The 24,616-nt window shown below is 71.5% G+C and carries 17 protein-coding genes and 2 pseudogenes; 10 read left to right on the top strand and 9 right to left on the bottom strand.

Annotation, left to right across the window (positions count from 1 at the left end):
* Nucleotides 1–56: 56 nt before the first annotated feature.
* Genes ACZ4S3_RS21865 through ACZ4S3_RS21850 form a run of 4 tightly spaced genes read left to right on the top strand, consistent with a single transcriptional unit; the run spans nt 57 to nt 4,349 of the window.
* Nucleotides 57–671 (top strand): 2Fe-2S iron-sulfur cluster-binding protein, encoded by a 615-nt coding sequence (locus ACZ4S3_RS21865; protein WP_467936649.1) that lies wholly within the window; start codon nt 57–59, stop codon nt 669–671.
* The gene (locus ACZ4S3_RS21860; protein WP_467936647.1) at nt 668–1,654 is read left to right on the top strand and encodes an FAD binding domain-containing protein; all 987 of its coding nucleotides are present in this window, start codon (nt 668–670) and stop codon (nt 1,652–1,654) included. Before ACZ4S3_RS21865 ends, ACZ4S3_RS21860 begins: the two co-directional genes overlap by 4 nt.
* Before the next feature lie 38 nt (nt 1,655–1,692).
* A complete protein-coding gene (locus ACZ4S3_RS21855; RefSeq protein WP_467936645.1) occupies nt 1,693–3,813 on the top strand; it encodes a xanthine dehydrogenase family protein molybdopterin-binding subunit in 2,121 nt (706 codons plus the stop codon).
* A 53-nt stretch (nt 3,814–3,866) separates the two neighbouring features.
* Complete coding sequence (locus tag ACZ4S3_RS21850; RefSeq protein WP_467936643.1) at nt 3,867–4,349, top strand: ATP-binding protein; 483 nt, start codon at nt 3,867–3,869, stop codon at nt 4,347–4,349.
* Nucleotides 4,350–4,493: 144 nt separating this feature from the next.
* On the opposite strand, the gene ACZ4S3_RS21845 is transcribed toward ACZ4S3_RS21850, so the two are convergent.
* The gene (locus ACZ4S3_RS21845; protein ID WP_467936641.1) at nt 4,494–5,384 is read right to left on the bottom strand and encodes a class I SAM-dependent methyltransferase; all 891 of its coding nucleotides are present in this window, start codon (nt 5,382–5,384) and stop codon (nt 4,494–4,496) included.
* A 266-nt stretch (nt 5,385–5,650) separates the two neighbouring features.
* On the opposite strand from ACZ4S3_RS21845, the gene ACZ4S3_RS21840 reads away from it, so the two are divergent.
* The gene (locus ACZ4S3_RS21840; RefSeq protein ID WP_467936639.1) at nt 5,651–7,708 is read left to right on the top strand and encodes a phosphocholine-specific phospholipase C; all 2,058 of its coding nucleotides are present in this window, start codon (nt 5,651–5,653) and stop codon (nt 7,706–7,708) included.
* A gap of 51 nt (nt 7,709–7,759) precedes the next feature.
* Here ACZ4S3_RS21840 and ACZ4S3_RS21835 read toward each other — a convergent pair.
* The 3 genes and pseudogenes from ACZ4S3_RS21835 to ACZ4S3_RS21825 form a co-directional block, all read right to left on the bottom strand.
* Nucleotides 7,760–7,975, bottom strand: a pseudogene (locus tag ACZ4S3_RS21835) (hypothetical protein); the annotation flags it as partial.
* 17 nt (nt 7,976–7,992) lie between these two features.
* Nucleotides 7,993–9,174, bottom strand: a complete 1,182-nt coding sequence (locus ACZ4S3_RS21830) for a L,D-transpeptidase (RefSeq protein WP_467936637.1) — start codon at nt 9,172–9,174, stop codon at nt 7,993–7,995.
* Nucleotides 9,175–9,382: 208 nt separating this feature from the next.
* The gene (locus tag ACZ4S3_RS21825; protein ID WP_467936635.1) at nt 9,383–10,609 is read right to left on the bottom strand and encodes a DUF6777 domain-containing protein; all 1,227 of its coding nucleotides are present in this window, start codon (nt 10,607–10,609) and stop codon (nt 9,383–9,385) included.
* Between the two features lie 315 nt (nt 10,610–10,924).
* On the opposite strand from ACZ4S3_RS21825, the gene ACZ4S3_RS21820 reads away from it, so the two are divergent.
* Nucleotides 10,925–12,208, top strand: coding sequence for a streptophobe family protein (locus tag ACZ4S3_RS21820; protein ID WP_467936633.1), 1,284 nt, complete (start codon nt 10,925–10,927; stop codon nt 12,206–12,208).
* 12 nt (nt 12,209–12,220) lie between these two features.
* Here the strand turns inward: ACZ4S3_RS21820 and ACZ4S3_RS21815 are convergent, their stop codons facing one another.
* The 3 genes from ACZ4S3_RS21815 to ACZ4S3_RS21805 are packed head-to-tail and all read right to left on the bottom strand — an operon-like array spanning nt 12,221 to nt 16,213.
* On the bottom strand, nt 12,221–13,231 hold the full coding sequence (locus ACZ4S3_RS21815; protein WP_467936631.1) for a serine/threonine-protein kinase: 1,011 nt from the start codon (nt 13,229–13,231) through the stop codon (nt 12,221–12,223).
* A complete protein-coding gene (locus ACZ4S3_RS21810) occupies nt 13,228–13,845 on the bottom strand; it encodes a hypothetical protein (protein WP_467936629.1) in 618 nt (205 codons plus the stop codon). Before ACZ4S3_RS21810 ends, ACZ4S3_RS21815 begins: the two co-directional genes overlap by 4 nt.
* A 16-nt stretch (nt 13,846–13,861) precedes the next feature.
* Nucleotides 13,862–16,213: an ABC transporter ATP-binding protein/permease gene (locus ACZ4S3_RS21805; protein WP_467936627.1), complete on the bottom strand. Its 2,352-nt coding sequence runs from the start codon at nt 16,211–16,213 to the stop codon at nt 13,862–13,864.
* Between the two features lie 482 nt (nt 16,214–16,695).
* On the opposite strand from ACZ4S3_RS21805, the gene ACZ4S3_RS21800 reads away from it, so the two are divergent.
* Entirely contained in the window at nt 16,696–18,135 is a 1,440-nt protein-coding gene (locus tag ACZ4S3_RS21800; protein WP_467936625.1) for a nucleobase:cation symporter-2 family protein, read from the top strand.
* 47 nt (nt 18,136–18,182) lie between these two features.
* On the opposite strand, the gene ACZ4S3_RS21795 is transcribed toward ACZ4S3_RS21800, so the two are convergent.
* Nucleotides 18,183–18,905, bottom strand: coding sequence for a transcriptional regulator (locus ACZ4S3_RS21795; protein ID WP_467936623.1), 723 nt, complete (start codon nt 18,903–18,905; stop codon nt 18,183–18,185).
* A 793-nt stretch (nt 18,906–19,698) separates the two neighbouring features.
* Between ACZ4S3_RS21795 and ACZ4S3_RS21790 the strand changes: the two genes are divergently transcribed.
* From ACZ4S3_RS21790 to ACZ4S3_RS21780, 3 genes are all read left to right on the top strand, one after another.
* Nucleotides 19,699–22,122: a glycosyltransferase gene (locus tag ACZ4S3_RS21790; RefSeq protein WP_467936621.1), complete on the top strand. Its 2,424-nt coding sequence runs from the start codon at nt 19,699–19,701 to the stop codon at nt 22,120–22,122.
* Nucleotides 22,119–23,357, top strand: coding sequence for an acyltransferase family protein (locus ACZ4S3_RS21785; RefSeq protein ID WP_467936618.1), 1,239 nt, complete (start codon nt 22,119–22,121; stop codon nt 23,355–23,357). Before ACZ4S3_RS21790 ends, ACZ4S3_RS21785 begins: the two co-directional genes overlap by 4 nt.
* Nucleotides 23,358–23,673: 316 nt before the next feature.
* Nucleotides 23,674–24,120 (top strand): DUF4118 domain-containing protein, encoded by a 447-nt coding sequence (locus ACZ4S3_RS21780; protein WP_467936616.1) that lies wholly within the window; start codon nt 23,674–23,676, stop codon nt 24,118–24,120.
* Nucleotides 24,121–24,255: 135 nt separating this feature from the next.
* Here ACZ4S3_RS21780 and ACZ4S3_RS21775 read toward each other — a convergent pair.
* Nucleotides 24,256–24,459, bottom strand: a pseudogene (locus ACZ4S3_RS21775) (ATP-binding protein); the annotation flags it as partial.
* Nucleotides 24,460–24,616: the final 157 nt, after the last annotated feature.

Here is a 24,616-nt window from a genome sequence, read left to right as displayed (position 1 = left end):
AGCTGAGCCGGAAGCACAGACCCTGTCGGATCGTTGGACCGGAAAGGCGCGAACGAGTGGAGTCCAGTAATCAGCCGGCGGGCGGCGCCGGGCTACTGCGGGCGGCGCGGAGCGAGCGTTCCGAGCTGTATCTGCGGGTCAACGGGACGACGTACACGCTGACGGTGGATCACCGGGCCACCCTTTTGGACGTGCTGCGCGAGCGCCTCGATCTCACCGGCGCCAAGAAGGGCTGCGACCACGGGCAGTGCGGCGCGTGCACGGTGCTCGTCGACGGGCAGCGGGCCAACAGCTGTCTGCTGCTGGCCGTGGCGCAGGACGGGCGGCACCTCACCACCGTCGAGGGACTGGCCGACGGGGAACAGCTGCATCCCATGCAGGAGGCCTTTCTGGAGCGGGACGCGCTGCAGTGCGGCTACTGCACCCCCGGTCAGATCTGTTCGGCCGTCGGGATGCTCGGGGAGGCGGCGGACGGATTCCCGTCGCATGTCACGCCGTACGACGCGGACTCCGGGGCCCCGATGGAGCTCACCGCCGACGAGATCCGCGAGCGGATGAGCGGGAACCTGTGCCGGTGCGGCGCCTACCCCCGCATCGTCGAAGCGGTGGGTGATGCCAGGGACGCGAGCAGTGTGAACGTACGTGGTGCCGGCGAGGGGGCGGGGCGGTGAAGCCGTTCGGGTATGTGCGGGCCGGGAGTGTGGAGGAGGCCGTACGGGTCATGGGGGAGCAGCCGGGGGCGCGGTTCCTCGGCGGCGGCACCAACCTCGTCGATCTGATGAAGCTGGGGGTGGAGACGCCGCGGCTGCTCGTCGACGTCAGCCGGCTGCCGCTCGACCGTATCGACGAGATGCCGGACGGCGGGCTGCGGATCGGTGCGATGGTCCGCAACAGTCATCTGGCCGCGAACGCAGCGGTACGTGACCGCTATCCCGTGCTCTCGCAGGCGGTGCTGGCCGGCGCCTCGGGGCAGCTGCGCAACACCGCGACCACCGGCGGAAACCTGCTGCAACGCACCCGCTGCCTCTACTTCCAGGACACCGCCAAGCCCTGCAACAAGCGTGCACCGGGCACCGGCTGCCCGGCCCGCGAAGGCGCACATCGCGATCTCGCCGTCCTGGGGCACTCCGAGCACTGCGTCGCCACCCAGCCGTCCGACATGGCGGTCGCCCTCGCCGCCCTGGAGGCCACCGTTCACCTGCACGGCCCCGACGGCGAACGCAGTGTGCCAATGACCGATTTCCACCGGCTGCCCGGTGACCGCCCGGAGCGGGACACGGTGATCCGGTCCGGCGAACTGATCACCGCCGTCCAGCTTCCGCCGGCCCGCGACGGCGCGCACTCGCGCTACCGCAAGGCCCGCGACCGTGCCTCGTTCGCCTTCGCGCTGGTCTCCGTGGCCGCCGTGCTCGACGTACGCGACGGGGCCGTCCGCTACGCGGCCCTGGCGTACGGCGGGCTCGCGCACCGGCCGTGGCGGGCCCGCGCAGCCGAAGCGGTGCTGCACGGCGCGTCCGCCACCGAGCACACCTTCGCCCGCGCCGCCGACGCCGAACTCGCCGCCGCCCGCCCGCTGCGCGACAACGGCTTCAAGGTCACCCTGGCCCGGAACCTGACGGTCGGCGTGCTCGCCGACCTCGCGGCCCGCGCCTGACGCCCCGAGGCTCAGCCCCCCACCCCAAGGACCGCGCCATGCCCCCCGCCCCGTTCCCCCTCGGCCCGACCCCGCACCCCCTAGGCGCACCGCTCGTCCGCCGTGAGGGCCGGGAGAAGGTCACCGGCGCCGCGCGCTACGCCGCCGAACACACCCCGCCGGGCTGTGCCTACGCCTGGCCGGTCCCCGCGACCGTCGCGTCCGGCCGGATCACCGCCGTGGACGTCGACGAGGCGCTGGCCCTGCCCGGGGTCTGGGCGGTGCTGACGCACGAGAACGCGCCCCGTCTCGCCACCCCCGACGACGCCACGCTGGCCGTGCTCCAGGATGACCGGGTCCCGCACCGCGGCTGGTATGTCGCACTCGCCGTCGCCGACAGCCTGGAGGAGGCCCGCGCGGCGGCGGAAGCGGTCCGCGTCACGTACGACACCGCCTGGCACGACGTACGGCTGACCGCTGATCACCCGGGCCTGTACACACCGCAGGAGGTCAACGGCGGCTATCCGGCCGCCCGCGAACGCGGCGACGTGGACGAGACGTTCGCCGCCGCGCACCGCACCGTCGACGCGACCTACACCGTGCCCCCGCTGCACAACCACCCCATGGAACCGCACGCCTCCACCGCCCGCTGGCGCGACGGCCACCTCACCGTCCACGACGCCAGCCAGGGCTCCACCAGGGTGCGCGACGACCTCGCCACGCTCTTCGCGCTCGGCAAGGACGACATCACCGTCATCTCCGAACACGTCGGCGGCGGCTTCGGCTCCAAGGGGACACCCCGCCCGCAGGTCGTCCTCGCCGTGATGGCCGCACGGCACACCGGCCGCCCCGTCAAACTCTCCCTGCCACGCCGCCAGATGCCCGCGGTCGTCGGCCATCGGGCGCCCACCCTCCAGCACGTACGGCTGGCAGCGGGCACCGACGGTCTCATCACCGCCCTCGCGCACGAAAGCGCCACCCATACCTCCAAGATCAGCGAATTCGTCGAGCAGGCCGCCATCCCCGCCCGCATGATGTACCGCTCGCCCCACAGCCGCACCGTGCACCGCGTCGCCGCCCTCGACGTACCCAGCCCGTCGTGGATGCGCGCACCGGGCGAGGCCCCCGGGATGTACGCCCTGGAGTCCGCCGTCGACGAACTCGCCGTCGCGCTCGATATCGACCCCGTTGACCTGCGGATCCGCAATGAGCCGGAGACCGAACCGGACAGTGGGCTCGCGTTCAGCAGCCGGCATCTCGTCGAGTGTCTGCGGGCGGGCGCGGAACGGTTCGGCTGGCTGCCCCGCGACCCCCGGCCCGGTGTGCGCCGCGAGGGAAACCTCCTGCTCGGTACGGGCGTTGCCGCCTCCACCTACCCCGTCCTCATCATGGGCAGCGCCGCCGAGGCGCACGCCGCCGCCGACGGCAGCTACCGCATCCGCGTGAACGCCACCGACATCGGCACCGGCGCCCGCACCGTCCTCGCCCAGGTCGCCGCCGCCGCGCTGGGCGCCCCCGAGGAACGCGTACGGATCGAGATCGGCAGCAGCGACCTGCCGCCCGCCTTCCTGGCCGGCGGCTCCGCGGGCACCGGCTCCTGGGGCTGGGCCGTCCACAAGGCCGCCATGGCCCTGATCGCGCGGCTGAGCGAGCACCAGGGGCCGCTCCCGGCCCAGGGGATCACGGCCACCGCCGACACCCAGCAGGAGGCGGCCGAGCCGAGCCCGTACTCCCGGCACTCCTTCGGCGCCCAGTTCGCCGAGGTGCAGGTCGACACCGTCACCGGCGAGGTACGGGTACGCCGCCTGCTGGGCGTGTTCGCGGCCGGCCGGATCCTCAACTCCCGCACCGCACGCTCCCAGTTCACCGGCGGCATGACCATGGGCCTGGGCATGGCACTGACGGAAGGCAGCAGCCTGGACCCGGCCTTCGGAGACTTCACCGAGACCGACCTGGCCTCGTATCACGTACCGGCCTGTGCCGACGTCCCCGACATCGAGGCCCACTGGCTCGACGAGGACGATCCGCACCTCAACCCCATGGGCAGCAAGGGCATCGGCGAGATCGGCATCGTCGGCACCGCGGCGGCCATCGCCAACGCGGTACGGCATGCCACCGGCATCCGGCTGCGCGACCTCCCCCTCACCCCGGACAAGATCCTGCCCCGCCTGACGGGCTGACCGGCCCCCGCGCACCGCCCGACCGCACCACGATCCGCCGAGGAGCCACGATCATGACCCTGCCCGACGACCGCCACTACGCGGTCGCACTGCATGCCTCGGCGGAACGCATCCCGCAGATGAGGCGCATCGTGGCCGCGTACCTGCGGTACTGGCAGCTCGAGCCGCACATCGCGCCGGTATGCCGGGGAGTGGTGGAGCTCCTGACCAACGTGCACCGGCACATCGGCCCGCACGCCCACTGCGTCGTCGAACTGCGCCGGTCCGGCCGCCGGCTGACGGCCTCGGTCGCCGACGACGGCCCCCGGCTGCCGCCCCTGCGCAGCGCCGGCGGCGGACTCTCGACCGTGGCGGCGCTGAGCGACAGCTGGGGCACCAGCGGGACGCCTACGGGCAAGGTCGTCTGGTTCACCCGACGGGTGGGGGCGGCGCGCACGGCACGGCTGACGGGCCGGGTGGCGTTGCGCAGCGTCCCGGACGTGAAGCCGCAGCCGGCTCCCGTGGCTTCCGTGGCTCCCGTGATGTCCGTGGGCTGACGCCGTCCTCCTGCGCGGACCGGCCGGCATCCGCCATCCGGCAACGAACTCCCGCACAACGGCATCCGCTGCGGTGACGATCGAGGCTTGGCAGCGGCTTGGCCGTCCTTGCGGGTGCAGGGACGGCCGCCGTACGCCGCCGCGTCAGCTCCGCCGGGCCGTGACCAGCCACGACGCCGAACCGAAGGTGACGCCGTCCGGCCCCTGATACGGGGCGACGGCATCCCGCAGCGCGGTCATCGCCTTGGCCTTCGCGTCCTCGTCGGCTCCGGCGAGCATCGCGCGGGCCATCGGCATGCCGAGCTGATAGCCGATCATGTCGTCCGCGTCCGTCCCCATCCACATCGGCTCGTCCACCGCGCTGAGGGAGATGTCCTCGAATCCCGCGCCGTCCAGCAGGGCCCTGACCCGGTCGGGGTCCTCGAGCGAGAAGGGACCCGGCTCGCCCGGCGCCTCCAGCTCCGGCAAGGGAAGATACGAGGCGATGGCGCCGATCGGCACGGTCAGATACGCGTTCTCCCGCACGCCCCGCCAGCACAGGAACGCCAGCCGGCCACCGGGGCGCAGGGCATCGGCGATACCGGCGAACGCCGCCGCCGGATCGGCGAAGAACATCACCCCGAAGCGGCTCATCGCCACATCGAAGCGGCCGCTCTCGAAACCGTGGACCTGCGCATCCGCCTGCTCGAAGCGCACCCGCCCCGCTCCGGCCCGTGCCGCCCGCTCCCGGGCCACCGCCAGCAACGGCGCCGAGATGTCGACGCCGAGCACCGACCCGGCGGTGGCGATCTCCGCCGCCGCCAGGCTCGTCCCGCCGCTGCCGCAGCCGATGTCCAGCACCCGGCTGTCGGCCCGCAGGCCCGCCGCCGCCATCAGATGCGGTGTGAGACGGCGGTACATCGCCTCATGGCGCTCCCGCTGCTCGCTCCAGTACGCTCCGTCGTCCCCGTTCCACGCCTCCGCCTGACGGGTGTTGCCCGCCGCGACCTCTCCCGCGAGCCGTGCGTCGTCGCCTGCGTCCGTGCCCCGTACCATCACGTACTCCTTGCCGTTCCCCGTTGTTCCCTGCTCGTTCATCCGTTGTCGTGCCCGCCGGCCGTCGTGGCGTCCGGCGGTCCCGGCGCCGGCCGGGTATTTCGCTGCGCGTACCGCGCCGCGTCACACAGACGACACCCCCCCTTCCCTGACGCTCGCTGCTCTTGGAACACTCTGCTGAACCTGTCTTCGCAACCGGCCCCGCATCACCCCCCACCTCCGTCCATCCATCAGAACTCCCCCACATCACAAGAGGTTCCTGACATATGCCTGAACTGAACCGGCGGCGCTTCCTCCAGATAGCCGGCGCCACCGCGGGCGTCTCCGCCCTGTCGAGCAGCATCGCCCGCGCCGCGGCCATCCCCGCCAAGCGGAGCTCCGGCTCCATCAAAGACGTCGAGCATGTCGTCGTCCTGATGCAGGAGAACCGTTCCTTCGACCACTACTTCGGCTCCCTGAAGGGCGTCCGGGGCTTCGGCGACCCGCGTCCGCTCACGCTGAACAGCGGCAAGTCGGTCTGGCACCAGCCGGACGGCGGCAAGGACGTACTGCCCTACCACCCGGACGCCGAGAACCTGGGCATGCAGTTCATCGAAGGCCTCAACCACGACTGGGGCGGCGGTCACAAGGCCTGGAACGACGGCAAGTACGACAGCTGGATCCCCGCCAAGGGCACCGGCACCATGGCTCACCTGACCCGCAAGGACATCCCGTTCCACTACGCGCTCGCCGACGCGTTCACCGTCTGCGACTCGTACCACTGCTCGATCATCGGGGCGACCGACCCCAACCGCTACTACATGTTCTCCGGCCATGTCGGCAACGACGGCTCGGGCGGCGGCCCCGTCCTCGGCAACGAGGAGGCCGGATACGGCTGGACGACGTACCCGGAGCGGCTGGAGAAGGCCGGAATCTCCTGGAAGCTCTACCAGGACATCGGTGACGGCCTGGACGCGAACGGCAAGTGGGGCTGGATCGACGACGCCTACCGCGGCAACTTCGGCGACAACTCCCTGCTGTTCTTCAACCAGTACCGCAACGCCAAGCCCGGCGACCCGCTGTTCGACAAGGCCCGCACCGGCACCAACGCCAAGCAGGGCGACGGCTACTTCGACATCCTCAAGGCGGATGTGAAGGCCGACAAGCTCCCCCAGGTCTCCTGGATCGCCGCCCCCGAGGCCTTCTCCGAGCACCCCAACTGGCCCGCCAACTACGGCGCCTGGTACGTCTCCCAGGTGCTGGACGCGCTCACCTCCAACCCCGAGGTGTGGGCCAAGACCGCCCTGTTCATCACCTACGACGAGAACGACGGCTACTTCGACCACGTCCTGCCGCCCTTCCCGCCGGCCGACGCCAACCAGGGTCTGTCCACCGTGGACGCGTCGCTCGACCACTTCTCGGGCAACGCGACCTACGCGGCCGGCCCCTACGGCCTCGGCCAGCGCGTCCCGATGCTCGTCGTCTCCCCCTGGAGCACCGGCGGCTACGTCTGCTCCGAGGTCCTCGACCACACCTCCATCATCCGGTTCATGGAACGCCGCTTCGGCGTCCACGAGCCCAACATCTCGCCCTGGCGGCGCGCCATCTGCGGCGACCTGACCTCCGCCTTCGACTTCGGCCTGGAGAACACCAAGCCCGCCGCACTGCCGGACACCGACGCCTACGAGCCGCCGGACAAGAACCGGCACGACAGCTACGTGCCCAAGCCGCCCGCCAACCCCGTGCTGCCCAAGCAGGAGGCCGGCTCCCGGCCCACCCGCCCGCTGCCCTACGCGCCGCTGGTGGACGGCGCGGCCACGCCCGCCACCGGGAAGTACGCCCTCACCTTCAGCGGCGGCGACGCGGCCGGAGCCTGCTTCACGGTCACCGCCGGCAACCGCGGCGACGGGCCGTGGACCTACACCACGGAGGCCGGCAAGACGATCTCCGACGCCTGGAACACGCAGTACTCCAACGGCTCCTACGACCTGACGGTCCACGGCCCGAACGGCTTCCTGCGCGTCTTCAAGGGCCCCGGCAAGACCGCCGGCCCCGAGGTCACCGCCCGCCACGACGCGACTGCCGGGAACCTCGTGCTCACCATGACGAACCCGGGCAGCGGCGACCGCCACCTCACCCTCACCCACGCTTACGGCGGCGCCGGCGAGACCTTCACGGTGCGCGCCGGTGCCACCGTCAAGCACACGGTGGACCTGCGTGCCAGCAAGCGGTGGTACGACGTCTCGGTGGTCTCCGACGGGGACGCCGGCTTCCTGCGGCGGTTCGCCGGACACGTCGAGAACGGGCAGCCGGGCGTGAGCGACCCGGCGATCATCACCGGCTGAGCGGCCGGGCACCGGGGGCCGGTACCTCGCGTACCGGCCCCCGGCGCGCCCTCAGGACCCGGCGCCCGGCAGCCCGCCCCGGACCACACCCGCCGCCGCGACCAGGTTCTCCAGCACGGACCGCACCTCCGGCCAGCCGCGGGTTTTCAGGCCGCAGTCGGGATTGACCCACAGCCGTTCGGCGGGGATGGCCTCAAGTCCCGTGCGGAGCAAGGTGGTTACCTCGTCGGTGCTGGGGACGCGGGGGGAGCGGATGTCGTAGACGCCGGCCCGCCGGATGCGGGTTACTTGACCGCGCTGCGCTGCTGCCACTGCGACCAGGACTCCTGCCAGACCTCCAGGCCGTTGCCGACGTCGGTCTTGTTGGGGTTGCTGGTGCCCTTCACCTCGACCGTGGAGCCGATCGACAGGAAGTCGTAGACCTTCTTGGCGTCGCTGGTGCTCATCCCGAAACAGCCGTGGCTGGTGTTGGCCGCACCGAGCGACTTGTTCCACGGCGCGGAGTGCAGGAACGTGCCGGACGCGGTGAGGTGGGTGACCCACTTCGAGTCCAGCATCCATTCGTTGCCGTGACCGATGGTGGAGGAGTCCATCGTCTCGGCGGCATTCTTGCTGCGTACGGTGTGCACACCGCCGCGGGTCGGGTCCTGGGGAGACCCCGCGGAGCCGGTGACGCTGCCGACGTTCTTGCCGTTCTCGTACATGGTCAGGGTGTGCGAGGGCACGTCGATGACGGCCTTGTGATCGGCGCCTATGGAGAACCCGAAGTTGTAGTCCCGGGCGAACCAGCCGCCGGCGTCGCCGGAGTTGATCCCGGACAGCGCGCCCTTGACGGAGACCTTGGTGCCCGACGGCCAGTAGTCCTTGGGGCGCCAGTCGATCCGGTCCTTGCCGGACCAGTCCTTGACCCAGCCCCACGCGCCCTGGACATGCGGCTGGGTGGTGACCTTCAGCGCCTTCTCTATCTCGGCGCGCCGGTCCGTTGCTATGGGGTGGTCGAAGAGGATCGAGACCGGCATTCCGGTGCCGACGGTCTGCCCGCCGCCGGGCGTGTTCGTGAGCTTGTTGACCTTGTCGGCCTGCTGGGTGGTGAAGACCGAGGTGGCGGCGGACTCCTTGCCGCCGGTGGACTTCGCCCTGGTCCTGACGGTGTAGGTGGTCTTCGGCCGGACCTTCCCGTCCGACTTCCATGACACCCCGTCAGCGGCCAGCCGCCCTTCGACCTTGCCGCCCTGGTCATCCTTGACCTCGACCGAGGTGAGCTTGCCGCCGTCGGCCCGGACGGATATCGCCGAGCCCAGCTTGACCGACTTGCTGCCGGCGGCCGGCGTGACGGTCACCTTGGCCGCGGGCTCGTCCGCCTTCGACGAGCCGGCGCCCGCCCCGCAGGCGGTCAGCAGCGTGGCACCCGCCATCAGGGCGGGCAGGAACCGGGCGGGGTGGCGGCGGGGCGCAGCGGCGTGCACGAGGTCCTCCAAAGCAGACAGCTATACGGCGGGGAACCCGCCGTATATGCAGAGGGTTTGTCTGCTTAGGAGGTTGTCTGGTGGATCGGAGATCTATGACACGGTTCGGTCTCAGGGGCGGCCGGTTCCACGGGCGAGGCCCGTCCCCGCGGGCTCGCCCGTACGGGGCTGCCCGGCTACCCGGCCCCGGTACTGCCGCTCGCCCCCGTCACGGGCTGGTCCGGCCCGACTCGCCGCCCGTGGCGGCCGGCGGCTGGGATGCGGTGGTGGGTGCTTCGGCGGTGGAGCCCTGGGGGCTGGTCTGCGTTTCCGGTGCGGTGGATGAGGAGGACTCGGGGGGAGCGGAGGGCGAGGTGGCCGAGGAGGTGGTGGTGGACGGGGGCTGCGAGGACGTGGACGAGGACCCGGGGGAGGAGGGGGACCCGGGGGACGGGGTGCCGGAGGGGGATTCGGCGGGGGGCGGAGACCAGGCGTCGGTGCTGCCGTCGCCGCCCTTGGGACGCTGGAACCACTGGCCCGTTCGCGGGTCGTAGAGGATGAAGACGTTCACCGTGGTGGTGGACGGCTGTACGGCCACCGTGTTCGCGGCGCGGTATCCGGGCCACGCCGTGCCGGCCGTCTTCGCATTGCTCTTGAGGGCCACCGGCGGGCGGAGCGGGTTGCCGCAGGCGCAGCGCACCCGCGGCATCCCGCGGGAGTCGACGAGGACGGCGGTGCCGGCCTGCAGGACCGACTGGAAGGCGGTGGCCTTGCCGTCCTTGAAGCCGTGGTTGGTGACGCGGGTGTCCATGCGCAGCTGTACGGGCGTCAGCGACCGGAGGAAGGACGGTACGGCGCCGGCGTCGATGCCCTCGGTGTCGGCGAACGCCTTGGCCTTGGCCCGGTCGCTCCCCAGGAACGTGATCTGCTGCTCGATGTCGCAGCTGGCGGCGTTGCGGCTGCCGCCGTACAGGCCGGGCGAGGAGCCACGGTAGCTGGGCGTACCGCTGGTGCCGCCGGACGGTGCGCTGGGGGATGCGCTCGCAGACGGCGGCGCGGAGGAGTGTCTCGCCGTCGATTTGGTGAAGGGGGCGGGGCCCTGATCGGCGGCCGGCTGGAGGAAGACCTCGCCCGCGCCGCTGCCGCCCGGACGGGTGAGGAGGACGGTCAGTACGACGACCGCCACCACGGCGGCCGCGAGGATCGCGACCCGGGGCGCGGACCGCCACCAGCGCGCACCGTCTCCCGGTCCGCCGGCCCCACCGCCTCCGCCGCCGCCTCCGCCGCCCCCCGGGCCCCCGCCGCCCGGTCCGCGCGGCCGGTCGAGCTGGGTCGGCGGCCCGCCGGCCTGCGTCGGCCCGGACGTGGAGCCCGCAGGGGCACCCGACGAGCGGCCGGAGAGCGGGCCCGACGGCGGTCCGGCCGGGTGGCTGTCAGGCGGCGGCTGAGATGTCACAGGTCCCTCTTCCGGCGCGTGGGGGCCATCCGGCGAAGCGCCTGGAACGCATGCAGTGCCTGAAGCACCTGAAGCGCACGGTGCCGGGAATTTCGCCCTGGTTCGGCAAGGTCAGTGCCATTGTGTGCCGGTAATCGGCGTCGTCCGCAAGCCGGGTGGCCTGCCCGTGCTTACGGTGGCGAGGGCGGCGATTCGCCCGTAATTTCACTAATTGCCACATCTCTTCCTCCCCTTTCCGCCCCTCCCCTTTCCACCCCCACCCGCTCCACCCCACCCGCTCCACCCCACTCGGCCCGGCGTCCGGCAGGAGACAGCGTGAGCCAGCTGCGAGGCCCCGCAGGAAGCGGCGCCCTCCGTGTCTGGGGGGAAGCCCTGGCCGCCGCCGCGGCGGGCGTCATCGCCATGGTCGTGGTCGCCGCGCTCGGCCTGTGGGCGGCCGGTGCCGGGGGCCTGCCCGGCGGCGCGTTCGCGCATGTCGTGGCGGCCGCCGTGGTCATCGCGGCGGGCGGCTCCGTCGAGCTGGCGGGCGACGCCGGGGTGATCGTGCAGGCGGATGCCGCCGTCGACGTCGTACCGCTGTCGGTGACGCTGGCGGGAGCCCTGGTGACCGCCGCCGTCTTCCTGCGGCCGCTACGGCACCGCGCGGTGGCCACCCATCACGAACTGCTCGCCCGGGTCGCCCGTACGGCCGCCTTCTGGCTGCTGTTCCTGCTGATCCTCGCCCTCGTCGCACGCCACAGCTTCACGGTCTCCGTCGGCAACGACCTGGCCAACGAGATCGGCGCGGAACTCGGCGCGACCCCCACCGTCGGCTTCCGCGCCGATGTGCCCGCCACGCTCGGCTTCGGACTGCTGTGGGTGCTGGCGGTGCTCGCGCTGTCCTTCCTCGTCTCCCGCCGGGCTCCGCTCTCCTCCCCGCTGCTGCATCTGCAGAACTCGGTCCGGCCGCCCGCCTTCGCGATGCTGCTGGTGCTGCTCGCCTACGTGGTGATCGGGCTGATCACCGGTGTGGTCGTGCTGATCACCAAGGGGCATCCGGCGGAGACCATCGCCGTGATCTTTCTGGGGCTGCCCAACCTGGCCTGGATGGCGCTGGGCATCGGCATCGGCGGCGCCTGGGCGGGCCATGTCGACAAGGCCATCGGGCTGCCCCTGCCGCAGGTGCTCGACGACGTGCTGCGCACCCGCCACGGGCAGCGCACCGTCGACCTGGGGTCCCTCGCCGCACACGACGGCCGCGTCTGGCTGCTGGTGGCGGTGGCGGCCGTGGTGCTGCTCGGTGCCGCGTTCACCGCCGCGGTCCGCTCACCGGCCGGGATGCCGGTCTGGCGGCAGGCCCTGGAGATGGCCGTGGCGCTCGCCGTCACGCTGCTCGTCATCGGGCTGGTCACCCGGATCTTCGCCCACTACGGGCTCTCCCTGCTCGGCGTCGGCAACCTTGGCGGCAACCTGGGCGGCGAGGTCACCCTGCAGCCGCAGCTCCTGCGGCTGGTGGCGGTGGGCGCGGCATGGGGGCTGGTCACCGGGGGTCTGGGCGGGCTCCTGGCGCGGCGGGTGCGGCATCCGGGAGAGGTCCGGGAAGACAGGCCCCCGGCCTGAGGCTGTCCTCGGTTACCGGCCGGGAAACATCGGCGTGGCCCAGCTCGGCGGCGGGGGAGCGGCCGGGCCCGAGGGTACGACGGGCGTGTCCACGCTGGTGGGGGCGTGCGCTTCGGGCCGCCCGGCCGCGGCGTCCCGCCCCGCCGTGCGCAGCGCCGTCACGAACTCCCGGCAGCTGTCGTACCGCTCGCCGGGAGATTTGGCGAGCGACCGGGCGAACACCGCATCGGTCGCCGGCGGCAGGTCCGGGCGCTGCTCGGTCAGGACCGGCGGCGGCTCGTACTGATGCGCCCAGAGCAGCGCCATGTCGTCGTCGCGGCGGAACGGCGGCGCCCCGGTCAGCATCTCGAACAGCACACAGGCCAGGCTGTAGACATCGCAGCGGCCGTCCACCGGGCGGCCCGAGATCTGCTCGGGTGCGACGTAGTCCAGCGTGCCGACGAACTGTCCGACGCTGGTGAAGCCGGTCAGCGACAGCGACTTCTTCGTCAGCCCGAAGTCGGTCAGGTAGACATGCTCGGGGCGGTCGCTGTCGGTGCCCTCGGCCACCAGGATGTTGCCGGGTTTGACGTCCCGGTGCACCAGGTCGTGGTCATGGGCGGCGTCCAGCGCGGAGGCCACCTGGAGGGCGATCCGGCAGGCGGCCTCCAGCGACAGCCGGCCCGCACGGTCCAGCAGCGCCCGCAGGTCCCGCCCCTGGACGTAGCGCATCGCGATATAGAGCACGCCCTCGGTCTCCCCGGCCTCGAAGACCGGCACGATGTGCGGATGGTCGATCGCCGCGGCCACCCGCGACTCATGGACGAAGCGCTTGCGGAAGGTGTCGTTACGGGCCAGTTCGGGCGCCAGCAGTTTGACCGCGACGGTGCGGCCGAGCCGCAGGTCCTCCGCCTTGTAGACGACCGCCATACCGCCCCGGCCGATCTCGTCCTGCAGCAGGTACTCGGCGATCCGGCGGCCGCGCAGCCCGGAGGAGCCGTCGGCGGTCGTGTGCTCCCGGGACTCCGGCCCCTCGGCGTTCACCGGACGTCACCCGGGAGGGTGGGGGCGGCCGGCGGGCCGCCCGTCACCGCGTCGTCGGCCGGTGACGCCTCGCCCCTCTCGTACGCCTCGCCCGTCCCGCCCGGGGAGTCCCCCTCCCCGCTCCGCGCCGAAGGCCCCGCCGTCACCGCATAGGTCTCCAACGACACCCCGTCGCAGTAACACCACCGCTCGTGCCGCGCGTCGTACAGCCACACCGCATCGCCGTCGACGACCACCCCCACCCGCATCCCCCGCGTCTGCCGGCTGAACGACTCGCCGTCCAGCCGCCCCGCGGCCAGCTCCTCGACCAGCCGGCGGTAACGGCCGAGCTCCCCCTCGAGCGCGCCCAGCAGCGGCCGGGGGTCCGCGGTCCGGGCGGGCGCCTGCCCGGCGGCGGGCGGGCCGTGCGGGATGGACAGCAGCAGTCGGCCGTCGACCCAGGCCGACCAGCCGTTGGAGCACAGCGCCAGCGCCCAGTCGCCCCGCCGGTCGACGACCTGGACGGGCAGCAGCGGGTCGAGCGGCACCGTCGGCCGGGTGGCGTCCGGCGCGGACCAGGTGGCCATGCCGGCGGGCGGGACGACATGGCTGGGGAGGAAGTCGGGCGCGGTCACAGACGGCTCCTCGGCGCTACTTGCGCATGATCTCGGGCTCGCGCCGCCGCAGCAGCCTGGTGACCAGGAACCCGAGGACGAGGGAGAGCACGATCAGCATGCCCATGTTGAGCAGCCAGATCCCCGGCTTGTGCTGGAACAGCGGATCGGCGGTGACCGGTGTCGGCAGGAGCCGGTGCAGATCGACGGTGCCCGCCATCGCGCCGAGTGCCCACCGGGACGGCACCAGCCAGGCCACCTGCTCCAGCCCCGGTACCCCGTGCAGTTTCAGCAGCGCACCGCAGAGCACGACCTGCACGATGGCGAGGAGGACCAGCAGCGGCATGGTGACCTCCTCCTTGCGCACCAGGGCGGAGACGAACAGGCCGAGCATCATGGCCGTGAACGCCAACAGCGCCACGGCAAGGATGATTTCGACCAGGGGCGGCATCAACACTCCTTTGCCGCCCGGCGCGTTGAGCCTGACGCCGAACAGCCCGACCATCGTCAGGACCACGGCCTGCACGACCGTGATGGTGCCCAGCACCAGCACCTTGGACATCAGATACGCCGAGCGGGACAGCCCGACGGCTCTCTCCCGCTGATAGATCGTCCGTTCCTTGACCAGCTCGCGCACGGCATTGGCGGCGCCGGTCAGCACGGCGCCGACACACAGGATCAGCAGCCCGTTGAGCGCCGAATCCCGGGTGAAGGCGCTGCCGGCCAGGGCATGTGCCAACGCCCCCATCACGAACGGCAGCGCGACCATGATGACCAGGAAAGTACGGTCGGCGGTCAGCACCGCCGCATACCGCCGCACCAGCGTGTTCAGCTGCCCGCCCCAGCTCTGCGCGGTATGCGCGGTCACCGGGCCCCGTGGGGCCTCGGGGGCCTGCAGGGGCTGCCGGGAGTCGGCGGAGATATAGCGCCGGTGCAGCGGCGAGGCGCGGTATTCCCCGGCCCAGTCCCGCGCGGTGTCCGCCTCGAAGGCCTCGAACGCCTCCGGCCACTGGGTGAACCCGAAGAACGCCAGTGCCTCGTCGGGCGGCCCGTAGTACGCGATCTTCCCACCCGGCGCGAGGACCAGCAGCCGGTCGCAGACATCCAGGCTCAGCACGCTGTGCGTGACGACGATGACGGTACGCCCGTCGTCGGCCAGGCCGCGCAGCATATGCATCACGGAGCGGTCCATGCCGGGGTCGAGTCCGGAGGTCGGCTCGTCGAGGAAGAGCAGGGACGGCTTGGTCAGCAGCTCGAGGGCCACGCTCACCCGCTTGCGCTGGCCGCCCGAGAGGCTGTGGATCGGCTGGTCGGCCCGCTGGCCGAGGCCCAGTTCATGGATCACCTCGTCGACCCGGGCCTGCCGCTCGGATTTCGCGGTGTCCTCGGGGAAGCGCAACTTGGCGGCGTAGCCCAGGGCCCGGCGCACGGTGAGCTGGGAGTGCAGGATGTCGTCCTGCGGTACGAGCCCGATGCGCTGGCGCAGTTCGGCGTAGTCGCGGTAGAGGTCCCGGCCGTCGTAGAGCACGGTGCCGTCGTCCGCGGGCCGCAGCCCGGTCAGCGCGTTGAGCAGGGTCGACTTGCCCGCCCCGCTCGGCCCGACCACCGCCAGCAGTGACTTCTCGCCCACCGGGAAGGACACATGGTCGAGCAGCGTCCTGCGGCCCTTGTCGACCCGGACGGCCAGGTCCTGTACGTCGAGCGAGACCTCGCCGGTGTCGATGAACTCCTGCAGTTCCTCGCCGACGAGCGCGAACGCGGAGTGGCCGATGCCGATGATGTCGCCGGGGATGACCATGGCGCGGGTGACCGGCTGGCCGTTGAGGTAGGTGCCGTTGTGGCTGCCCAGGTCGACGATCTCGTAGCCGTCCGGTCCGGCCCGCAGCTCCGCGTGCCGGCGGGAGACGGCGAGGTCGTCGACGACCAGGTCGTTGCCGGGCGCGCGGCCGATCCGGGTGGTCCTGGCGGCCGGCAGCGGCCGTACGGAACTGGGCTGCCGGAAGGTGTGGGTGCCGGCGGGACGCGAGACGGCGGACGGCCGGCCGACGCCCTGCCGCGGCTCCGGCGGACGCGGCGCCCCGCTGAGCACCGCGCACGGCCCGTCGGCCGGATTGCCGAACCGGATCACGCTCCCCGGCCCGACATCGCAGTGATCCACCCGCCGCCCGTCGGTGTACGTGCCGTTGGTGCTGTTCTCGTCCTGAATGATCCAGTGGCCGTCCGTGGTGTGCAGCACCGCGTGGTGCCAGGAGACCCTGGCGTCCTTGAGGACGACTTCGCCGGCGGGGTCGCGGCCCACGTGGTACGTCCGGTGGGGATCCATCACCTGACAGCCGCCGTCCGCCTCGACGACGAGTTCCGGAGCGGTGGAATCCGGCCGCTTAGCCATAACTGGAGTTTACGGCGGCGGGCCGGGCCCCGCCTGTTCGCGCGGACCGGCCCGCTGGATAAAACCCCAGGTCACGCGACGTGCGAATGCGGTCCGTCAGCTGTGGCTCGGTCTCCTGCCCCTCGATGAAGGCCTTGCTCGCGACGGCTTCGACGGCCTTGCTCGCACACCCGGCGCACACAGGCGCCCGGCCGGGGAGCCGGGCGACGTGACCGCCGGTTACTCGCGGGAAATGCCGGAGGTCAACTAAGGTGAGCGCTCCGATAGGCCCACCTGTAAATGCCATGGAAATACCGGCATTTGCACCGCCGATCGAAGGAAGTCCTGTCGAACCAGGACACAATGCGCAGCGCAGGGCTACGTGGTGTCGGCAACACCGCTCAACGTCGGCTTTGTAGGACCCAGCCGGTCCCGTCATGCCATCCGGACATGTCGGTGCCGGTTCCCTTCTTATTCACCTACCTCGTGAAGGCAAGGCAGAGATGGCACGATCCTCCCGACAATCCTCCCCGCAGTTCTCCGGACCAAGGACGCACCCCGTCGACGAGGTGCTCCCCGTCGGCAAACTCACGCTCTACGGTTTCCAGCACGTCCTCGCCTTCTATGCCGCGGCCGTCATCGTCCCCATTCTCGTCGGCAATGCCCTCGGCCTGACCCACGAGCAACTCGTCTACCTGATCAATGCGGACCTGCTGACCTGTGGTATCGCCTCCATCATCCAGGCCCTTGGCATCTGGAAGATCGGCGCCCGGCTGCCGCTCGTGCAGGGCGTCACCTTCACCGCGGTCTCCCCGATGATTGCCATCGGCATGGGTGCGGGCGGCGGCGTCGCGGGACTGCTCGTCGTCTACGGCGCGGTCATCACCGCGGGTATCGCGACATTCCTCTTCGCGCCGTTCTTCAGCAAGCTGGTGAAGTATTTTCCGCCGGTCGTCATCGGCACGATCCTCACCATCATCGGTCTCACCCTCATACCCCAGGGCCTCCAGGACGCCGCCGGCGGTGCGCAGTTGATCGGGCACCCCGAATTCGGCTCCGGCAAGAATCTCGCATACGCCCTGGGCACCCTGCTGTTCATCCTGGCCGTGGTCCGGCTCGGAAAGCCGTACCTGAGCAGCCTGGCCGTACTGCTCGGTCTGGTCGGCGGCACCGCGGTCGCCTGGTGCTTCGGTGACGTCGATTTCAGTGCGGTGGGGAATGCCGACTGGTTCGGCGTCAGTACCCCGTTCCATTACGGAATGCCGAAGTTCGAGCTGTTCCCGATCATCGCCATGGTCGTCGTCATGCTGATCACCATGGTGGAAACCACCGGAGATGTGTACGCGATCGGGGAGATCACCCGCAAAAGGGTCGACAACACCACCGTCGCCAACGCCCTGCGCGCCGACGGTGTCGCCACCGTTCTCGGCGGGTTGCTGAACTCCTTCCCGTATGTGGCATTTGCCGAGAACATCGGCCTGGTGCGTATGTCCAAGGTGATGAGCCGCTTCGTGGTCGTCGCGGCCGGTGTCTTCATGATTGCCCTGGGGCTGCTCCCCAAGGTCGGCAGCCTGGTCGCCGTGATCCCGCATCCGGTGCTCGGCGGCGCGGCGATCTCCATGTTCGGCATGGTCGCCACCGTCGGCATCCAGATCCTGGGCAAGGTGGATCTGCGCGAGGAGCGCAACGCCCTGATCCTGGCCGTCAGCCTCGGTGCCGGGCTGCTGCCCTCCGCGGTCGCGCCGTTCTTCGACCGGATGCCGGACGACGTACGGGCGGTCCTCAACAGCGGGATCACGCTGGGCGGCCTCACCGCCATCCTGCTCAACCTGTTCTTCAATGTCTTCACCCGCCGCAAGTCGATGGAGATCGACTGGGACACCATCGAGGACGAGGAGCCGGCGGATCCGCAGGGTTCGCCGATGGGCACCCCCCTGCACTGAGCCGCTTCGTCGGACGCGGGCCGCTCAGCCGCTCGCGTCCGACGCGCTCAGTGCGTCACCGAATTGAACGGCGGCGCCTCACCGGCCTCGCCGATCAGCTCCCAGAAGTGGTCGACCAGCCGCCGCAGATACGCCGAGCGCTCGGCCGCCACCTCCTTGAGCCGGGCGTCGTCGTTACGGGCCACCACATGCCCCATGTAGCGCTCGGCGAACTCGGCGAACTCCCCGTGCATCGTGCGCAGCGCGTCGCTCACCCGGGTCTTGTTCAGCGTGGTGATCTCCATGATCGGAGAGACTTGCGCCTTCCAGCGTCCCTCGATGGCCGCCCGCAGATGTCCGGCCAGCTCATCGACCTGCCCCATCACTCCGATCAGCTTCCGCAGCGACAGCCCCAGGGCGTCCACCAGTGCCTTGGTCTGGCGGTAGTTGCCGGTCCACTGCTGCGCCGATTCCGCCAGCCGGTACTTGTCCGGGTCCATGCCGATCAGCTGCGCCAGCCGCTCCGTGCTCAGCTGCCGGGCCATCCGGTGTTCGGCCAGCGTCCGCGGCTCGATGCCCATCAGGGCCGTGGGCGGGCACCACAGGATGTCGGCCAGCGCGAAGAGCTGCGGCTCCGTCGGCACCTGGGAGCCGTACTCCCAGGCCTCGATCAGTTCGGGGCGGGCCGGGGCGCCGCACGCCGTCATGGACTGGGCGACCTGAGCCGTGGTCAGGCCCACCCGGGCCCGCGCGGAGCGCGCTTCTGCGGGGGAAAACGGAGTGCTGTACACGTGCGGGACACCTCGCTGCACCCGGCGAGCGGAGGGGTGCTTCGGTGGCGGGAGATGGAGGAACATCCAGGAGCGGGCAGATTAACAGATAGTCCAGAAGTACGAACCTACAGTTCCCCTTCGATCCGAAGGTGCCGAGGTGGTTGCGGGGCGTGAGGGAGGAGTTGTGACGTATCGTCCGATATCGCTCATCAACTTCCTTACCGTGTATAGCCGATGCAGTGGTGCGTACCGGGCGGTAGCACTCATCGAGACCGGTAAGACGACGGGACGTAATAAGAGCGTTACGTGGATGAAGGTGCGGCGTCACAGTGATCGCCGAGGGTGGCGTTGCCGACGGGCTCGCAAAGCGGGATCCTTCGGTGGCACAACAGAAATCCGGTCCTCCCCCACAATCCGATCAGGATGGGACCCTTCATATGCGATCACCGCTGGAATGCGCTCGCGCATTTCCTGGCTCAACAGCCTCTGGCTGCACGGCTGTGCGTCCTGACGAGACAGGCCGATCCGCGGAGAGACAGCCGCTGCCGGCGGTCACGAAAGCTGTGCTTGTCATGTATGTGGCAAGCGTGCTGACGCTGTCCGGCGCTCTCCCCTCATGACGACCGCGCCACCGCGCGCCCTTCGGCAACCGCCCGGGTGATTCCCCACATCCCCCGGCGGCTCCGCATGGCCGCGGCCCGGCCGACGTCATCGAAGACATCGCGCCCCATGCCGCCCCGGTCCTTAGTGCCGCCCTCAGGGCGCCCGGACCGGCTTCGGCATGCCTCGTTGCAAGAAAGGACACCCTCAGGTGCTCACTTCGCACCCCACCGGTCCCCAGGGCTCACCCACGGCCCTGCTGGGCACGGCGGACGACCACGCCCACCCCGCGGACGAACCCGCCCACCCCGCCGGCGCCGAACCGTCCCGCCCCGGCGGGCATGTGCTGGTCGTCGGCACTCCGGGGCCACGGCTGGAGCGGCTCACCCAGACCCTGCGCTCCACCGGACACGACGTCAGCCACGTCCCGCCCGGCGAGGTCAACCGCCGCGTCGGACAGGCGCCCCCGGACGCCATAGTCGCCCTGGACGAACGGCACGAACCGGCCGAAGGGGGTGAACACCCCGCCCACCGCCGCGGACTCGACGTGATCCGCGAGGTCCGCACCGTCCCCGCCGGACAGGCGCTGCCGCTCCTGATGGTCACCGCCACTCCGGAGACCGCCGGCATCGTGGACATGCTGCGCCACGGGGCCGACGACTGCATACCCGAGGCCTCCGACCCCGTCGAACTCTCCGCCCGCATCGAGGCGAAACTGCGCCGCGTCCCCGTCCCGGTCGAGAACCTCCTCCAGGACCCGCGCACCGGCCTCTACTCCCACCCGCACTTCCTGGACGAACTCGACCGCGAACTCCAGCGCCCCGAGGCGAGCAGGCAAGGCGGCGTGCTCGCCGTCGTCGCCGTCGCCGAGATGAGCGCCCTGGAGGCCCGGCTCGGCCCCCGGGTACGCCGCGAGGTCGCCGAGCGGCTGGCCGGCGTCGCGCAGCGGCTCGGCAGCTTCTGCGACCGGCTCGGCCGGCACGACGACGGCCACCTGCTGATGCTGCTGCCCGGCGTCGACGAGGAAACGGCCCGCCAGAGCCTGCAGAAGTTCGCCACCACCGTGGCGGGCACCCGCTTCATCGTCGCCGACGAGAACGTCCGCCTCACCCCGGCCATCGGCTGGCTCCCGCTGGCCGCCTGCGAGGGCGGCGCCCAGGCCCTCGGCAAGGCCCGCGACGCGGCGGTCGAAGCGCTCCGCCACCGGGATCTGCGCCCGGTCCGGTACGCGCCCTGGATGCACCCCGCGCCGCACCGCCACCGGCGCCGCCCGCTCAGCTCCCTGATCCGGCCCGCCCTCGCCTCGCTGTCCCCCGTCCTGGCGCTGCTGCTCGGCATCGGCGTCCCCTTCGTGCTCTACCAGCAGACCTACGCACTGGGCTGGGACCTCGGCTCGGCCATGTACTGGGTCGTGGTGGCCGGGCTCGTCCTCTCCGCCCTGCTGATCGTCCTCGAGTGCCTCTACTCGCTCGACTCCACCGACCGCCCCGAACGGCCCGGCGCGCCGTACCCGGCCGCCAGCGCCGTCATCGCCGCATACCTCCCCAACGAGGCCGCGACCATCGTCGACACCGTCGAGTCGTTCCTGCGCCTCGACTACCCGGGCGAGCTCGAGATCGTCCTCGCGTACAACACCCCGCACCCGCTGCCGGTCGAGGACACCCTCCGCGAGATGGCGGGCCGCGACCCGCGCCTGGTGCTGCTCCCGGTCGCCGGCTCCACCTCCAAGGCACAGAACATCAACGCCGCGGTCACCCGCGTCTGCGGCGAGTTCGTCGGCATCTTCGACGCCGACCACCACCCGGCTCCGACCGCCTTCCAGGACGCCTGGCACTGGCTGTCGAACGGCTATGACGTCGTCCAGGGTCACTGCGTGATCCGTAACGGCGACAGCTCCCGGGTCGCCAAACTGGTGGCGGTGGAGTTCGAGGCGATCTACGCGGTCAGCCACCCCGGCCGGACCCGGCTGTACGGCTTCGGTGTCTTCGGCGGCTCCAACGGCTTCTGGCGCACGGACCTGCTCGCGCGCACCCGTATGCACGGCTCGATGCTGACCGAGGACATCGACTCGACCCTCCGCGCCCTGAACGAGGGCGCCCGCTTCGCCGTCGACCGCACCCTCATCTCCCGCGAACTGGCGCCCACCACCCTCAACGCCCTGTGGAACCAGCGCTCCCGCTGGGCCCAGGGCTGGCTCCAGGTCTCCCTCAAACACCTCTGGCACGGCCTGCGTTCGCCCCTTTTCACCGTCCGCCAGAAACTGGGCCTGCTGGTACTGCTCGGCTGGCGCGAGGTGCAGCCCTGGCTGACGCTCCAGATCCTGCCCATCCTGCTGTACTCGGCCTGGCGCGCGGGCGGCCTGCAGCGGCTCGACTGGGCGGTGCCGGTGTGCGTACTGGCGATGCTGTTCACCATGGCGGCCGGCCCCATCCAGGCGCTGTTCGCCTGGCGTCTGGCCGTCCCCGAACTCCGCGGCCGCAGCCCGTGGTTCTGGTCGTACTTCTTCGTGTCGACCTTCTTCTACAGCCACTTCAAGAACATGGTGGCCCGGCAGGCCCACCTCAAGGAGGCGCTGGGCGACCGGCAGTGGCGGGTCACCCCGCGGGCCACGGCCAAGGCGGTGGCCCGCCGATGAGTTCGTCCGCCACGCTCTCCGCCGAGCCCGCGCGTGCCACACCGGGGAACCTCCCGGAGGGCGCCCCCGCCCGCAGCCGCGCCCGCGACATCGACGGCTTCCGCGGACTGGCCGCCCTCAGCACGGTCATCTTCCACGTCTGGCAGCAGTACTTCCGCTACGACGCCCACGGCAGCCACCCGCCGGTCGACAGCCCCTACCTGGGGGCCTTCTTCTCCTTCGAGGTCATCGACCTCTTCTTCGTGCTCTCCGCGTATCTGCTGACCCTGTCCTACGCGCGGGCCGCCATCGACGGCCGCTCGACCCGTCCGGCCAAGGTGTTCCTCTTCCGGCGGGCGATCCGGATCCTGCCGCTGTACGTCCTGGCGGTCCTGGTCGTCTGGGCCGACCGCAATCCGACCCTGCCGGGCAACTGGCGGGACCTGGTCGAGCACCTCACGTTCACCCATGTCTTCGACGGCAAGCGGATCTTCTACACCCTGGGCCCGACCTGGTCGCTGTCACTGGAGGTGCTGTTCTACGTCGTCCTCATCGCGCTGGGCCCCCTGGCCGTACGGGCCTGCCGGCCGCTGCGCCGCCGCGGCTCCCGGGTGGCCCTGTGCGCAGGCGGCTGCCTGCTGCTGTACGCCGCTCCGCTCGCCTGGATCACCGTCGCGCACTACGTCGTCGGCGTCCCGTACACCGACTGGGCGGTCTACTTCGGCCCGCAGGCCCGCTTCGGCGGTTTCGCGGCCGGCATGGGCCTGGCCGTACTGACCGTCGCCCTCGGCAAACGGGGCCGGCTCGCCCCCCGCGCGGCGCTGCCGCTCTGCGCGCTCGCCCTGGCCGGTCTCTACTGCCTCTCGCTGTTCTCCTCCCCGGAGAACGTCGCCTTCACCTTCTACCACCCGCTCGCCTCCGCGCTGTGGATCGTGCTGCTCTTCGGCACCCTCCACACCCGCCAACACACCGCCTGGAACCGCCTGTTGACGGCCCGCTGGCTCACCGCCGCCGGCCTGATCAGCTACAGCCTGTTCATCTGGCACGAGCCGGTCATGGTCCAGCTGCACAACGCCGGCCTGCTGCCCACCGGCCCGGCGGGCTTCCCGCTCGCCGTCGTGATCGTCCTGCTGGCGGCCGTCCCCGCGGCGGCGGCCAGCTACTGGCTCATCGAATATCCGGCCGGCCTGCTGGGCCGCCTCAAGGACAACCGCGGACGGCCCCGGGAGTTCTACCCGGAGACGGCGGCCCGCTGAGGACACCGCGCCGACCCGGCTGACACGGCGCCGGAGACCAGCCCTCGCGCGCTGGTCTCCGGCGCCGTCTTCCGCTGGGCGACGCCGCGCGCGGCGCCCCGTCGCGGTGCGGCGACCTCGTCGCGAGCGAGCGCGCCGCCCAGCCGCCCGGCGGCGTCTCGGGGCCGTGGCAGGGCCGCATCAGGGCCGCATCAGGAACCCCGTATCGCCCGTATCGGCGGCGTTAAGGACCCAGCCGCGCCGCTTGCGGGGCGGCTTTCGGAGGCAGCCTGACACCAGGGGGCCGTACGACAGGGCCGCACGCAGGAGGTTTCCCATGGCCGCCGTGCACCACCGGACACCGGTGATCCGCCCGCCCGTCCGCCACATTCCCGGCGGCCTGGCGCTGCCCCGCCCCCACGTCGCACCCCGCACCCCGCCGGTCCACAGCCTCGCCCGCGACCTCGCCCTGCCGGTCGGTGCCGTCGGCGCCGCGCTGCTGGCCACCGTCCTGCTGCTGACCGGGGAGAGCGCTCATATCTCCGTCGCCCTGGGTGTCTTCACCCTGCTGACCCTGGCGGTGGCGGCGCTGGCGCGACCCCGGCCGGTGCCCGTGATCGTCCTGGTCTGCTGGATGTTCTTCGACGGCTTCGTGGTCAACGGCCGCGCCCGGCTGGGCTGGCAGCCGGTGGACCGGACGAGCCTGCTGGTGCTCGCCGCCGCCGGACTGGCGGGCGCCGGCTGCGCCGCCGTCGTACGTGCCGTCCGTCGCTCAACGGGCTGATCATGCCGTCGTCATCCGGTGCGCGCCTGGCACCGGGACCTGGTGGGGGCGGCTCGCCAAGGCCTTCCCCGCCGAGCTCGGGCGGACGTTTGGCGGACGTTTCCGGAGGGGTGCCCGGAAGGGTGCGGCGCGGCGTCACAGGGCCGGTTCGTCCCATTGGTCGAGGAGGGCGTCGGCGAGGTCGGGGCCGGGTTCCCGGTGGCCGTCGTCCAGGGACTGTTCGGTCCAGATGACCTTGCCGCCGGGGGTGTAACGGGTGCCCCAGCGCTCGGCGAACCGGGCGACGAGGAACAGGCCGCGGCCGCCCTCGTCGGTGGTGGCGGCGCGGCGCAGATGCGGCTCCAGGCCCAGGTCGGCGACGTGGTGGCGTTCGGCGTGCGTGGGCAGATCCAGCAGCCGGCGCGCCTCGTCGTTGGACAGCAGCAGCACCCCGGCCGCCGAGCCGAGCAGCAGCGGCAGCTGGTGCAGCGCCCTGGCTCGCGACGGAGTGCACGCT

This window comes from Streptomyces sp. NPDC028368 (genome assembly GCF_055565615.1).
This window is presented reverse-complemented; position numbering and strand designations above follow the sequence as displayed.